We start from the raw sequence: 14,397 nt of genomic DNA on the forward strand, positions 1-14,397 counted from the left end.
CTTCGGTGGCAGAATGTCGAATATGAATACTGCGCTTCGTCGAACTTTGGGACTGGGCCTGCTCGGCACCCTGCTGCTCAGCGGGTGCACAGCCCCCACTGGCACCGCCGACCGGCCCGAGCCCGGCAAATCAAGCAATCCGAATACCCAAACGCCGGGCTCTGCAGCACCCGCGCCGAGTCCGACAGCAGCAGATCCACAGGAAGAACTGCGCGAGAAGGCCGAAGCGCTCGCCGACGAGATGAGCCTTGCCGAGCAGGCCGGCAGCCTCGTGATGGCTGGCGTATCGGCCGACGGGGCTTCTGCCGCGCAGATCCAGGCGCTCAAGCAGCAAGGGATCTCCAATGTGTTCCTGCGTGGCCGTTCGCAACTCTCGCATGCGCAGATTTCCAGCCACGTCGCGGAACTGCATGACTCATTGGCCGCAAATGTTCCAGCGGACCTGCCCGTCTGGGTTGCCACCGACCAGGAAGGCGGGTTCGTCCGGGTCCTTCAGGGGCAGGGCTTCTCCGAGCTGCCCACCGCATTGGAGCAGGGTGCTTGGGATGCGAAGAGGCTTGGTGCGGAAATCTCCGAGCTGGGCGGAGAGCTAGCCGACGCTGGAATCAACGTAAACCTCGCACCGGTTGCAGATGTGGTACCGGCAAGCCTGGGTACAGGCAACGCGCCCATTGGCAAGTTCGGGCGGCAATACGCCAACAATGCGGGGGATGCCGCGGCCGCCATGCTGATTGTTAATGAGGAGCTGGCCCAGGCCGGAGTGCAACCGGTGGTTAAGCACTTCCCGGGACTGGGCAGGGTCTCTCTGAATACGGATACCCATGCGCAGGTGACCGACGCAAAAGTCGGTGACGACAGCACCGACCTTGAACCTTTTGCGGCGGCGGTAGACCAGGACTTGGCCTGGGTGATGATTTCGAACGCCAGATACACCCGGCTCGATAAGGCAAACGACGCACCATTCTCGAAGAAGATCGTCACCGGTCTGCTGCGGGAGGACTTGGGCTACGAGCGGCTCATCATTTCCGATGACCTCTGCGACGCCAAACAGGTTTCCGCGGTTCCGGTGGGCCAGCGTGCGGTGAAGTTTGTTCGGGCCGGTGGCACCATGCCACTGTGCGTGAATGAAAGCAAGGCGCTGACCATGGCTGAAACGCTGGCCACGCAGTCCGGCGAAGACGAAGAGCTGGCGGGGCAGGTCCGCGAGGCAGCAATCTTGATTCTTGCCGAAAAGCTTCGCCTGCAGAGGTAATGCTTGGCCTATGTTCCGGGCCGCTACGCCTTTTGCGACAAGGGAAGACCCGGGCGAAACCCTACTCGCTAGGGAACGCCCGGGTCTAGATTGAAGGTCTGCGCGATCAAGCTCAGACGCTTAGCTCAGGTGAGGTTTAACCCTTGCCGTTTCCTTTCTTGCCACCCTTGGTGATTTCCAGGACCTGTGCACGGTCTCCGGTCTGGTTCTTCTTCTCGCCGAGCGTGCCGGTGCTGTTGTGCAGGTGCAGCAACAACGCCTTGGAAGCAACGGAAGGCTCTGCCACGGTGACCGGGAGCTTGGTGCCGTTCAGATCGGTGAATAGCGAACCCTGAGCCCCAAAATCAACCTGAGGTTCGGCAATATCGAACGTGACCCAGTCGGTCTGATCCACCGGGATCATCGCCCCCTGGTCATTGGTGTGGTACCAGGAGAAACTGGAGACGCTGTAGGAGATTTCGGTGGAATCCTCATCCAGGCCGAGCGCCGCAAGCGATACCGGCAAGACTGCCACATTGGTGTCGAAGCTGTTGGTGTCAACATCTCCGAGCACCCCGTTGACCGGCTGCAGATCCACCTGTTCGCCGGTCTTCAAATCGAAGGTGGCAGCGAGGTCAAGGTCGATTCCGTCGAGCGCGGTCGTGAAGGTCACGAAGTCGGCTTCGCCGTCGCCATTGGTGTCGATGTTGACATCCAATTCGGTGCCGCCGGCTAGATGCGCCCAGTTCCCCCAGGTCGAGATGCCCACGTTGAGCAGGCCATCGGCCACGCCGGTTCCCGGTGCGGTGCTTGAAGCGCCAACGTGCTGCAGATCCATCGAGCGGGCCCCTGGAACGCTGTCCATGGTCTTCGGCCCGCGTTCGCTGGAAGCGCCCAGTTCAAATGCGCCGAGCAGCGAGACTACCTCGGTGGCGCCTTCGCCCGCGCGGACATCCTTGCCCTTGAGCTTCAGCTCGGTGGTGTTCTCACCCTTCTTCAGCTTCTTGACCGAAGCGGACATATCGGCAGAGAGCTTTGGAGCTGCCTGAACCGGGACGCGCAAGGTTGGAGCCTCCGAGCTGGTGAGCTCGACGCGACCGCTGGCATCGGAAACCCATGCGCGGGCCAGACCCGACTGGGCGCTGTCCATGGTCGGATCCAGGGTCTTGGTCCATGTGGCTGGATCCACGCTCAGGGTGACCTCGATGTTCTGCGAGGTTCCCGGAGCCAGGGTGAGACTCTGGCGGTCCAGCGTGAAGCTGGTGCCCGGGATCTCGGTAGCTGGCACGTAGTCGACCTCGTAGGTCTGCGTCGTGTCGCTGGTGTTCTCCACGGTGATTGAACGTGAATCGGTAAACGTTTTCTTGCCGTCGATTTCAAGCACTCCGAAGACGACGCTTGTCAGATCCGCGGCCTCGGAATCGTAGGCGATGGCCGGGGTGGACAGGGCAGCTTCGGCCATGACGCGGCCCGAGCCTACACGGTTTGGACCATAGGCCTTGCCATTTGCCGCGAGGACATCGGCTGCCGCGGTGTTCATGATGGTGCTCTTGGCCTGCGCGGCGGTGAGCTCCTTATCCTGCATCACCAGGGCCGCCACACCGGCAACCATTGGGGTTGCCATGGAGGTGCCGGACATGACTGCCGGTCCGTTGCCGGTACCAACGCCTACCGAACCGATCTGCGTGCCGGGGGCCGCAACATCGGGCTTCACCACGCCGTTCGAACCATGTACGCCACGTGACGAGGAGGAGTTCAGGGTGTCCTTGACTCCGGAGTCGCCCGAAGCGGCACCCACAAACGAAGCATCCAAGGTGACCTGCAGCTCGCCAGCGTCGGCCGCTGGACGCAGCTTATTGGAGTAGTCCAGCGTGAACTGGGCGCCGGGGATGGTGGCGTTGCCGGCGATTCCGGCATCGAAGAGGTTGGTTTCAGCATCCAACAGGACGCCGGTGGCACCGGCGGCTTCGGCGTTGTTGAAGCGTGCGCCGGATCCACAAGGGAATTCGCCGTTCTCGCTCCACTGCAGCCAAACCCACTTGCCTTCCAGCGATCCTGGTTCAAAGGCCGAGCAGCCGAAAGCGTTATCGGCCGGAGCCATGGCCACTTCGCCGCTCAGGTCGGCCGGATCGGCCGCGGTGTAATTAAAGTTTGCCGAGTACTGGCCGGCGGCGGTTCCGGCAACGCCCTCGGGCGCATCGATCTGGATCTTATCCAGGGTGACCTGCGAGCCAACGGAGTTGGCGACGGTCAGCGAGGAACGCGAGTTGCCCGGCGAGCCGCCGACATCGGTCACGTCCCCGGCATTGCCCGAGGCGATGACGGAGAGAATTCCAGCCTCGGAGAGCGCATCGACAATGTCATTTTCCGGATCCTGGACGGGGGAGTGATCCGAGCCGAGGGACATGTTGACCACATCGGCGCGGTCTGCGAAGTCGCCGTCTCCGTTTGGATCAAGCACGTAGTCAAGAGCCTGGCCGACTACGGCGGAGGAACCGCCGCAACCGAAGACGCGAATGCCGATCAGTTGCGCCTCCGGGGCGGTGCCCGGGCCGACCTTCATCGTGGCTACCTCATCGGCGGTCAGCGAAGCGTAATCGCCGGTGAAGGTGGAACCTTCCGCGTTGACGCCATAACCGGCAGCCGAACCGGCCACGTGGGATCCGTGTCCTGCGGCTTCGCAGTCCAGCGGGTTAGGGTCGGGATTTGGAATCGGCTGGTAGTCCGGGGCGTCTGGGTTGGCGTTGTAGTCATCGCCGACCAGGTCCCAACCGCCAATGAACTTCTTTGAATCGATGAGGCCGGAATCCGCCGTCGGGAGTTCAGCTGAAGCCTGCGCCTGCTTATAAGCCTCGATGGTTCCGGGGCCGCCAAAGCCGGCGTGCGTGTAATCTACACCGGTATCCAGCACGGCGATTTTTACGCCTTCGCCGGTGGTGTCCAACGCGGTCCACGCGTCGATAGCCTCGGTGTCGATGACGGCGCCGCGGTTAGTTGGAGATTTTGGCACGATGGCGCTGATTTTTGCGACATCTCCGCGTTCGGCCAGCGCGCGTAGCTCTTTGGCGTCACCGGTAAGCGCGACACCCCGCAAGGCGTTGGACGTTGTGTAGATGACCTCGGACTTGGCTTCCTTGGCTAGCTCCTTACCCTTGGCTTTAACTTGGGATCGGACCGATTTGACCTTTGCCTTGTCTTTTTTCTTTCCGGACTTTTTGACCTCCTGGTAAGCGCCGTCTCCTTCGAGCTGGACGAATACCGACACCTCGCCGGAGGACTTCGCCAGCTGGCCGCTGACCTTCAGGTCTGCAAGAGTTTGGCTTTTAACTATTGGCAGGGAAGCTGCATTCTCTCCGTCAGATGGTTGCGGGATGTTGGCAGCTGACGCCGGACCTGTCATCGTGACAGCCAATGCTAAAGCGGTGGCTGATCCCAGAATGAGGCGCGGCAATCGTGGATTGCGCCGAGTGACCATGATTCTCCTAGCTGAACAGGAAGCGGGATGCTTCCGTGTGAAGATGCGACGGTTTCACTCGCGGCAGGTCGGTGCGCGTTGAGTGATGACCGGGGCCGACGTCCGCTGAAACGTCGAGTCTCCTACTGAGGAATCCTAAGTGACCCACGTCATATATCAAGGGGTTATTGAATAGTGATATTTTTCAGCTAAAAACATTTTGCATATGCTTCACACCCAAAACCCCGGATCACCAACCGAAACTCGACGTACTAAGCGCCTAGTGGTTCTCTATTTTTTAGAAATTATTAACCAAGTGTTACTCCCGGGTAGGGGATTTCATCACTCGGGTGAGATTAGTAGCCGTCGGAGTCCTTGGCGAAGCCCCAGCCCAAAACGAGCGGACGCAATGTGCTCATGCAGAGCCCGTTGCATCCGCCCGTGAAGCTGCGAAGCAGTTATGGGAAATGGACCTTAAACGCGGTCGACGAAGTTGTTGACCCGTTCCTCGAGCAACCTGATCCGTTCGGCCACTACCACCATCGGGTCCGGATAAATCGGGTTCTTTGGCGGGGGAATCCGCACGTTAGTCGAGCATTCGAAGTTTGCGCAGATCATGGTGCCCAAGGTATCGCCGTCGCGGCCCGGTTGCCCTGCCCGGCGGGTACTGAACATGCTCACGTAGCAAGGGATATTTACGTCCCGGCAGATATCGCACATGGCGACACTACTGCGTTTTCGCAGTCCATCGGCCGAGCGCAGCAACAGCGCCCGAATCTGGCCGGCTGGATTGCTGTGGATGAGATAACCGCGCTGCGGCATCTTGGGATCACGCCACCCAAGGTACTCGAGGTTTTCCCAGTCCAGCGCCGAGAAGTTTTCCGGCAAGGTCAGTTTCTTCGTCTCGCTGCGACTGGCGTTGAGGAAGGAGGAGCGAATGGTTTTTTCTGTCAATGGCTGCATTGCAGGTCCTTAAAGAGATCTGCGGGCGTACGGCGCGCGCAGAGAGTTGCGGGGAAAGGGCATGTCCCATCGGCAACGGAAAACAGGCAGAGCAGCACAATTAAACGCCTGCAACGCCTATGGCGTTGGAGCGGTGTTTGGAAGCTACCCGTCCGTCGAGGGGACGAACGGGGAAGGCATCAAAGTGGCTTGCATAGCCGACCTCCCTACCGCGTGCCCTGAGCACGCAACGACTTGACAGTGTGGTCTCCAGGCTCAAGCTGGAGCCGCGATTTTCCAATCATAGCAAAGGCCACACCCGCAGATGTGGCCTTTGCCTGCTACGACGCAAGTGCTGTTAGCGTCGGCCGCCCTGCCAGAGCGCATCGAAGGGGGTGTTTCCGGCGACGCGGTTGCGGATGCCTTCGGTAACAAAAGCCTTGGCGGTGCGCGCCGCTTCCAGCGGCGTCGCACCCTTGGCCAGCTCGGCGGTCACCGCTGCAGCGAGCGAGCATCCTGCGCCGGAGACGGCAACCTCGCCGATCTTCTTTTCGCGCAGCACTTCGAGGGTGGTTCCGTCGTAGAAGACATCGATTGCGTCTTCGCCGGCAATGCGCACGCCGCCCTTGGCCAGGACTGCGGCACCGGAAATGGCATGGATCTGTTTGGCGGCCGCAACAAGGTCATCCTCGCTGTTGATGCTCAGTCCGGAGAGCTGCTCGGCTTCGAAGTGATTTGGGGTGACAAAGCTTGCCAGCGGCAGCAGGTTCGATTTCAGCGCTTCGTCGGTGTCCAGCGCGTGCCCTGGTTCCTGGCCCTTGCAGATCAGCACCGGATCCAACAGCACGTTGTTCCACTGCTGGGATTTCAGTGCGGTGGCAACGGTGTTGATCGTAGCTGGTGATCCCATCATGCCAAGCTTGACGGTGCCTAGTTGGCCCTCGTAGCAGGTTTGGATGGCTTCGAGCTGGTCGGCGATGACCTGCTGCTCTACCGGCACGAAACGGTGATTCCACGAGGCCTTCGGGTCGAATGACACAATGCAGGTCAGGGCAACAATTCCGTAGGTGCCTAGCTCTTGGAAGGTCTTCAAATCTGCCTGCGCTCCGGCGCCTCCGGTGGCTTCCGAACCGGCAATGGTCAAGGTCAGGGCTGGGCCTGGGGTGTTGATTGTAGTAGTCATAGTCCCAATTGAAGGTAGTACGGATTGAATAGGTGTTTAGCTTTGCTGCCAAATGCTGATTTTAGTGGCTTTGGACCAGCCTTCTGTCATCGCTTCGGAATGTTCCGCGGCGGCAACGAGAAGAATCCATGGCAAATCATGGCTGTAAGCGGCTCCGGCAAAATTTGCCAGTACTGCGCGCCGCGCCAAATCCGGGTTCGTTGGTGCGTACAGATCCGGGTCGGACAAGAGTCCAAAAGTTGAACCATAATGCATTCGTCCGCGCGCTACCGGGCGATCGAATTCGGCCACCTCAACTACGTCGTAGTTGTCCATGGGAGCTTCGAAGGCGGTCGACGTCTCGGCCAGCTTGACGACCTGCTCTACGTCCTCCGGTTTGGCTGCCAGGAGGTTCAGCGTTGCGGTTTCATGCCAACCGGCCGAACTGAGCGAAGAGGCAACTGCCGGGTTCGGGGCCCCGAGCAGGATGACGCGACGATACTCGTTGGCTGGAACCCAGTCGTTTCTGGGCCAATAACGTAAAAGTTCAGGATCGTCGCCGTTCAGATCAACCGAGCGCAACTGATCTGGGCCGGGGAATGAGGCGATGCGGTCGCGTAGGAGTGCGTAGCCTTCAGTCCACTCCGGCAGGGGAGTCGCAGTTCCGCTCATCGTGAGATTCGCTCCTAAGCATCTCGGAAGTAATTAGGTCGGTACTTCGACTTTACGCCTTAAAGGCGACGAGCACGGAACCATGAAGCGGAACCTGCGCCCCGCGATGCTACGGACCCAGCGGATCGAGCGCTTCCATGGAGGAAGGGGCGGCAACCGCCCAAATTACACCAAGGCCAGCTGCTACGAGGCCTTGGCCTTGGTGATGTTCGCCTGGCGGCTTGTTCCGGTGGCGGTACTGCCACGTTCCGCATTTTGGTCACCGCTGGAATCCATCAGGGCGAGCACATCTTCGAAAAGGGAACGCACCACCGGCAGGCGGCAGAGGATTGCAAACTTGCCGACGACGGGAGCGACGTTGCGCATCAGCGCTCGCGAACGTCGCTGATCGGGTGAACTGTCGTAGGCCCAAGCGGAGAATACCTGTCTGGACAGCAGCCAGAGGAACCTTGGCAGCTCACGCCGAATACCTAGCGGGGGAAGTGGCCGCGCGCCAGCGACCGCGCGTTCCCACAGCGACATCTCAAGCTGAGCCAGTTCGCTGTTTTCGGGATCGCGCGAGAGCAGGACCTTCAAGAATGCCGGCCCGAAATCGTGGTACTTCTCCATCACCTGCAGATTTGCGTTGAAGACCGTATGGATATTCGCTTCCAAGGTGTTGCCGTCGTCGAGTTGGCCATTGCATAGCGCGTATTGCTCCGCCCGCAAGGATAGGAGCAATTCGAGGACGATGTCTTCTTTGGAATGGAAGTAATAGTAGGCGTGCGACAGGGAAACTCCGGCCCGGTTGGCGATGGCGCGCATGCTCGCCGCTTGGTAGCCGTCTTCGGCGAAAGCCGCCAGAGCTGTGCGAAGCAGTTTGGCCTTGGTCTGCTGGCCCTTGCCGGTACGCGGTTCTTTGAGCTGCGTTGGCTCGCGAATAATTTCCATACGGGTCAAGTGTATCCAAGTATTGAACGCGTTCAAAAATCAACTCTGATTACGCTGAAGCGTGCGGAGCGAGTCACTGCCATTTTTGGTTCCTCAAATTCATATTTTGAAGAACACAAGGTGAGATAGCTGATTGAAAATTTCATGGATATCAAACTCCGGTTGCCGTGAAGCAGGTCACGGTGAGTTTGTGATGGCTCCGTGGGATACTGGCAAGGCAAGTGCTAATACAGCGGGACAGCGCTCCGCCACATAACCACAGATCAGCGAAGAGTTGCTGGTATCTGGGTGTCGGTCCACGCGGAGTCTTGGCGAACCACTTTTAACGAGGAACATTTTCATGGGCGAAACTAACGCCAAATCAGTAGCCGCGCGGCCTTCAAAAGCAATTTTTGCCGCCGCCGGATCTCCATACTTCTCCGCAGTGCTCGCGCTGATGGGAGCGGTCGTCATACTCTCCAATATTGGTGCGTCGAAGGGCGTGGCCATCGGCCCATTCATCACCGATGGCGGGTTCTTCCTTTTCCCATTGGCCTACATCATGGGCGATGTGATTTCAGAGGTCTATGGTCTGAAGGCCGCTCGCCGATCGATTCTCATCACCTTCGCCTTGGCCTTCTTCGCGGTGTTCGCCTTCTGGATTATGATCCAGCTGCCGTCGGCAGAATTCTACGACGGCCAAGAAGCCCTCGAACGCACCTTGGGGCCGATCTGGCAGATCGTGGTTGCCTCGGGCTTGGGCTTCCTGGTGGGGCAACTGGCCAACTCGTGGGTGCTGGTGCGGATGAAGCAGCGATTCGGGGAACGCGGGCTCATCGGACGGTTGATCGGCTCCAGCGGTGTTGGTGAATTCCTGGACACGCTGATCTTCTGCGCCATTGCGGCTCCGGTTATCGGAATCACCGATATGCCGAATTTCATCAACTATGTCGTGGTCGGGTTCGTTTACAAGACGGCGGTGGAGATCATCTTCGTGCCAATCACCTCGCTGGTGATCCGCTGGTTCAAGAAGCGCGAACCTAGCTATGCGGCGCTGCTTGCCGCACGGTAAGACACGAACCCCATCAGCAGTTTGGACGATGCCCCGGAGGCAGGCCACTAGATACTGTTGAAAGATGAGCATAGGGAACGTGCAACTGGCAGTCGAGCACTTGGAAATCGGCTACGCCGGTCAGGCCCTTTGCGAACCGATCAACCTGTTGTTGACGCCCGGTGCCGGTCTGGGAATCATTGGGGCCAACGGCAGCGGGAAATCCAGCTTGATCCGCACGGTGCTGGGCTTGCAGCCGGCGATCTCCGGTACGGTCAGCTTTCATGGTGCAGCCCTCGACGAAGGCTCGGCACGCTTCCGCAAGGACGTCGCGGTCCAGGTGAGCGACGGCGTATTCTTTGAAGAACTCACGGTGGCAGAACACCTTGAAATGGTGGCGCGAGGCCATGGGGTGCAAGACTGGAATGACGCGGTCACCCGAGAACTTGAGTTTTTCGAGCTCCAACAGATTGCCAAGCAGCAGCCCCGGGAGTTATCTTCCGGGCAGCGGCGCAAATTGCTCCTAGCCGCGGCGCTGGTCCGCCCGGCAAGACTGTTGATCCTCGACGAACCCGAGCAGCGCCTCGACCAACGGATCAGGGTCCGGCTGTATCGCAGGCTGGCCCAGCTGCGCGAGGATTACGTGAGCATCCTTGCGGTCACCCACGATCCACTGATGATCCGCGACTGCCTCGAAAGTGCGCTGATGCTGCACGGCGGCCAGGTGCGCACGGTGGACGCGCAGTCCGGGGCGCTGTGGCTTGAGCGCTAGCAAACAAGCCGACGAACTGGGCGGCTACGACCCACGGGAAATGATCACCCGAATGCGGAAGCGGCGGGATCGTTCCGCGCGATTCGACGCATTCTCCGATGCTTATATCTGGGTGCTGTTGGCGGTCATTGCCCTCGCCTATCTCTTCAGCGTGCTCTCCGGGGTGATCTTTGCCCTGCAGGGCGGTGGCATAGCGGCGCTGGATCTGCCAAGCGCGGTCTGGAACCTGCAGGATCTGGCGATCGTACTGATTCCGGCACTATTGCTCTGTGTATTTCGTGGGCTGCTCTACCTCGGCCCATGCGGGCTTTCCCCGGACAAGGCCAGCTGGTGGCTGCCGCTGCCCATCAAGCTCAGCGCCGTCAGGCAGCGTGCTCTCGGCAGCGCCATCGCGCTTGGTGCACTGGCGAATATCTTCGTCGGAGTCCTGTGGTTTGTGTGCCTCTTTGCGCTGTCCGGAGGATTCACCGCAGAAGTGCTGCTGCTGGGAATTGTTGCCGCCGCAGCATCCGGGGCGCTCTTGGGTGCCTTGGCCGCGCTCGCGCAAATCGGCGCCCGGCAAAGAGCCGCGCTCCGGGTGTGCCAGACGCTCTGGTCACTGCTCTTGCTGGGACTGAGTATTTCCTGGAGCCTGCTGCTGTTCGGGAACCGCTGGCTTCAGGGAGCCTACGGGCGGCTCGGAGAGCTGGTCTTTGAACCGAGCCTCTGGGCCGTTGCCTGCTCCGGGTTGCTAGTGCTCGCAGCGGCCGCCACATGGTTGGCGTTCAGCCGGATCGAGCGCTTGGACGCGAATTCCATGCGGCAGGCCGGGCAGGTACAGAACCAGCTGGTCGGATCGATGATCCAGATGGACCTGGGAGGAGTCCTGCCGGTGCCGAACGCGGGGCGCAACGCACGGACCAGATTGGCCCACAGTACGCTGCGCAGGTTGCCGGTGGTGCTTCAGATCTTGGTGCTGCGCTACCTGCGAGGCAGGCATTGGAATGGACCGCTGAGACTGGTCCTCACGGCCCTGGCCTTGACGCTGGGAGTCCGCGGCATCGCCAACCCGCTTGCGCTGACCGGATTCCTGGTGCTTGCACTATGCCTGCTGACGGAGAACCTCTCCCAAATGAACCGGCCACTGGCCAGCCAACCGGGTCTAGCCCAGCTGCTGGGATTGCCGCGGAGCCGGCTGGTACGCCCCGCCCTGGGGTTCACCTTGGGTTTGGCGTTCGGTGGGCTGCTCATCTGTTCGGCGTTGCCGGCCGCGCTGGGAATGATCCCGAGCGCGAATCTTTGGCCTTGGTGCGCCGGGCTGTTGGTGGCTGCCTGTGGCATCACGGCAGCGATGTGGGGCCGGGCCACGCGCGGGGAACGCGACTGGGAATCCTTGATCCTCGGATCAGCCAACGAGCTGCACACCGGTGCGTTGGCGCTCAAGGAATTTGGTCATTTCCTGCAGGCGTTGGCCTCGGGGCTGCCGATATTCTTCTTGCTTCTGGCGCCGGGGTCGCCGGTGCCGTGGGGAGTGTGGGCGCTGAGCACGCTATGCGCATACCCCGGCTATCTTGCCCTGCGCCGCGCCGGCGAACAGCAAACCGCAACGATCAGCTAGCCGCCGAGGACAGCGCGATGGCGGGCTACCCGTGCTCGGCCTGAACCGTGGTGGGCAACCCGCCGCCGTTTTTAATGCTCCGCGCCGTTAGCCGCGCAGGCCCTGCGGGTCGGGTTCGCCTTTGTAGTACTCGCCCAGGACCTTTTCCTTCAGCGCAAAGAAGCTGCCATCCTCGATGGCTTCACGGACCGAGTCCACCAGAGATACGGTGAAGTGCTCGTTGTGGATCGAAATGAGCGTGTGGCTGAGCAGCTCCTTCGACTTGTGCAGGTGGTGGATGTAGGCACGGGTGAAGTTCTGGCAGGTATAGCACGAGCAGCCATCGACCAGCGGGGTGAAATCGCGTTTGTAGCGGGCCCCCGAGAGGTTGAAGCGTCCGTGCGGGGTGTAGAACGCGGAATTGCGGGCCACCCGGGTGGGGGAGACGCAGTCGAAGGTATCGGCGCCGTTCTCGATGGCGGTGAAGATATCGTCCGGCTCGGAAATCCCCAGCAGGTGCCGTGGCTTGTTTTCGGGCAGTTCCTCGGAGCACCAGCCGACGATGGTGCCAAGGTTCTCTTTTTCCAAGGCGCCGCCGATGCCGAAACCGTCGAAGGCCATCGCGCCAAGGTCCTGGCAGGCCTTGCGCCGAAGGTCTTCATACTGGGCGCCCTGAATGACGCCGAACAAGGCCTGGTAATCCTTGCCCGCACGTGAATCGGTCAGTGCGAAGTGCTCGGCGATGCAGCGCTGGGCCCACAAGCGGGTGCGTTCCAAGGACTCAACCTGGTAGCCGCGCGAGTTCTGCAAGGTGGTCAGCTCGTCGAAGGCGAACATGATGTCTGCACCGATCTGGTGCTGCACATTCATCGAAATTTCCGGCGAGAAGCGGTGCTTGCTGCCGTCGAGATGGGATTTGAACCAGACGCCGTCGTCGTCGACATTTGCCAGGCGTTCCTTGCCTGGGGCTACCGCGTCGTCCGGACCGGACTGATCCACCGACTTCATGTCGATGACCTTCTTGAAGCCCGAGCCGAGGCTCATGACCTGGAAGCCACCGGAGTCGGTGAAGGTCGGGCCTTGCCAGCTCATGAACTTGCCGAGGCCGCCAGCCTCATCGAGGATGTCGGCACCTGGCTGCAGGTAGAGGTGGTAGGCGTTGGCTAGTACCGCTTGGGCGCCAAGCTCCGCTACCTGAACCGGGGTGAGTGCCTTGACGGTGGCTTTGGTGCCCACCGCGATAAAAGCAGGAGTTTTGATTTGCCCGTGCGGGGTGTTGATGACGCCGGTGCGGCCCAACATCTCCGAGCCTTCGGGGGAAGTGAGGCGCGTGCCTACCTCGAAACCGAATTCGGCTTGGCGGGAATGCGGGTTGCTGGGGTTAAAGTTCTTCTCGGACACGTACCAAGTGTGCCGTATGTGTAGCCGGGTGAGGAAAACGACAACCCGAAAGTGAGCCAAAACCTAGCGGTCGACTTGGTTAAAGGCGAATAATGCAAGTAACTGCACTGTGGCGAATGCGACGAAAGGATCCAGTGAATCTCCAGAATCTCAAGGAATCCGCGCGATCGTTGATAACCCTCGGACCTGCTCGGAAAGACCACTGGATCGGACTACGTACTGCCGTTGGCGTCTTCGCGCCGCTGATCTTCTTGCTCCTGATCGACCGGTTGGACCTGATGGTGTTCGTGGTCTTCGGCGCCTTTACCGGCGTCTACGGGCGCGTGGATGGCTACTGGAACCGCTTGCGCATGCAGACCCGGTCCGGGCTGTTGTTCTTCGTGGTGATCGGGTTGGCGCTGCTGGCTTCGACCTTCTGGATCGACCATGACAATCCGGAACTCAAGGCCTGGCAGGTGGTGGGGGCGACAACCCTTGTCGCCGGCGTCTGCTCGGTAGTCACCGGGTATCTGCGGTTGCGTCCGGGCGGTTCGCTGTTCCATATCTTCGCCTTCGCGGCGATTGCCTCGATCGCCAAGCCCGCACCCTTTGGCGAAGCGATGTTCGCCGCGGCGGCGACGATCCTGCTGGCGCTGTTCATCGGGGCCAGCGGCGCCCTCGGCCAGTGGTCAAGCCTGTGGAAACGCACCCCGGTGCCGCCGTTGTCCGATAACGTGCGCAAGGCTATCTGGTGGGAAGGCCTGTTCTATGTGCTGACCGCTGGTGTGGCCGGTGCCCTGGCGAATATCGTTGGCAGCCAGGTCGAAGCGGGGCACAACTATTGGGCCATGGTGGCGGCCGTGGTTCCGCTCGCCGGACACACCACCGCGTTGCGCGTGCGCCGTGGCGTGCACCGTGTACTTGGCACCTTGGCCGGCATGCTGCTCATCGCGGTGTTGATCCTAATCAACCCGGCCATGTGGATACTAGTTGCCTTCATCGGGCTGTTCCAGTTCTTGGCCGAGATGCTGGTGATGCGCAATTATTTCCTCGCGCAGGTTTTCATCACTCCGTTGGCCCTGGTGGGCACCACCCTGATCACCGGGCTGTCCACCGCGGTGATGTACGACCGTGTGGTCGAAACGATCATTGGTTCCGCGGTGGGCATCCTGGGTGTCGTGCTCGGCAGCTGGTTTGGAAACCAAATCCGGCGGCGACTGGGAATCACCGAGTCAAACGGATAGCAAC

At 60.6% G+C, this 14,397-nt stretch carries 11 protein-coding genes; 5 read left to right on the forward strand and 6 right to left on the reverse strand.

The window, feature by feature from the left end; genetic code table 11:
* Positions 1-22: 22 nt before the first annotated feature.
* Positions 23-1,252, forward strand: a complete 1,230-nt coding sequence (locus ACT3UQ_RS05630) for a glycoside hydrolase family 3 protein (RefSeq protein ID WP_176484146.1) — start codon at positions 23-25, stop codon at positions 1,250-1,252.
* 136 nt (positions 1,253-1,388) lie between these two features.
* Here ACT3UQ_RS05630 and ACT3UQ_RS05635 read toward each other — a convergent pair whose 3' ends face one another.
* From ACT3UQ_RS05635 to ACT3UQ_RS05655, 5 genes are all read right to left on the reverse strand, one after another.
* Positions 1,389-4,631, reverse strand: a complete 3,243-nt coding sequence (locus ACT3UQ_RS05635; RefSeq protein WP_444615794.1) for a S8 family serine peptidase — start codon at positions 4,629-4,631, stop codon at positions 1,389-1,391.
* 528 nt (positions 4,632-5,159) lie between these two features.
* Positions 5,160-5,648 (reverse strand): FBP domain-containing protein, encoded by a 489-nt coding sequence (locus tag ACT3UQ_RS05640; protein ID WP_444636641.1) that lies wholly within the window; start codon positions 5,646-5,648, stop codon positions 5,160-5,162.
* Between the two features lie 337 nt (positions 5,649-5,985).
* Positions 5,986-6,810 carry a hydroxymethylpyrimidine/phosphomethylpyrimidine kinase gene (locus tag ACT3UQ_RS05645; RefSeq protein WP_105553472.1) on the reverse strand — a complete coding sequence of 275 codons (825 nt, stop codon included), beginning with the start codon at positions 6,808-6,810 and terminating at the stop codon, positions 5,986-5,988.
* A 36-nt stretch (positions 6,811-6,846) separates the two neighbouring features.
* Complete coding sequence (locus ACT3UQ_RS05650) at positions 6,847-7,461, reverse strand: hypothetical protein (protein ID WP_105569724.1); 615 nt, start codon at positions 7,459-7,461, stop codon at positions 6,847-6,849.
* Positions 7,462-7,644: 183 nt separating this feature from the next.
* Complete coding sequence (locus tag ACT3UQ_RS05655) at positions 7,645-8,391, reverse strand: TetR/AcrR family transcriptional regulator (protein WP_444636642.1); 747 nt, start codon at positions 8,389-8,391, stop codon at positions 7,645-7,647.
* Between the two features lie 340 nt (positions 8,392-8,731).
* On the opposite strand from ACT3UQ_RS05655, the gene ACT3UQ_RS05660 reads away from it, so the two are divergent.
* The 3 genes from ACT3UQ_RS05660 (at position 8,732) to ACT3UQ_RS05670 (ending at position 11,790) form a co-directional block, all read left to right on the forward strand.
* Positions 8,732-9,442 (forward strand): queuosine precursor transporter, encoded by a 711-nt coding sequence (locus ACT3UQ_RS05660; RefSeq protein WP_105553469.1) that lies wholly within the window; start codon positions 8,732-8,734, stop codon positions 9,440-9,442.
* A gap of 64 nt (positions 9,443-9,506) precedes the next feature.
* A complete protein-coding gene (locus ACT3UQ_RS05665) occupies positions 9,507-10,193 on the forward strand; it encodes an ABC transporter ATP-binding protein (RefSeq protein ID WP_444636644.1) in 687 nt (228 codons plus the stop codon).
* Entirely contained in the window at positions 10,183-11,790 is a 1,608-nt protein-coding gene (locus ACT3UQ_RS05670; RefSeq protein ID WP_444636645.1) for a DUF6297 family protein, read from the forward strand. Before ACT3UQ_RS05665 ends, ACT3UQ_RS05670 begins: the two co-directional genes overlap by 11 nt.
* 87 nt (positions 11,791-11,877) lie before the next feature.
* Here ACT3UQ_RS05670 and tgt read toward each other — a convergent pair whose 3' ends face one another.
* Positions 11,878-13,170: a tRNA guanosine(34) transglycosylase Tgt gene (tgt, locus tag ACT3UQ_RS05675; RefSeq protein WP_181148434.1), complete on the reverse strand. Its 1,293-nt coding sequence runs from the start codon at positions 13,168-13,170 to the stop codon at positions 11,878-11,880.
* A 134-nt stretch (positions 13,171-13,304) separates the two neighbouring features.
* Here tgt and ACT3UQ_RS05680 point away from each other — a divergent pair, with 134 nt between their 5' ends.
* Positions 13,305-14,393 (forward strand): FUSC family protein, encoded by a 1,089-nt coding sequence (locus ACT3UQ_RS05680; RefSeq protein WP_258133564.1) that lies wholly within the window; start codon positions 13,305-13,307, stop codon positions 14,391-14,393.
* Positions 14,394-14,397: the final 4 nt, after the last annotated feature.

This window comes from Glutamicibacter sp. AOP12-B1-11 (assembly GCF_052379245.1).
GTDB lineage: Bacteria > Actinomycetota > Actinomycetes > Actinomycetales > Micrococcaceae > Glutamicibacter.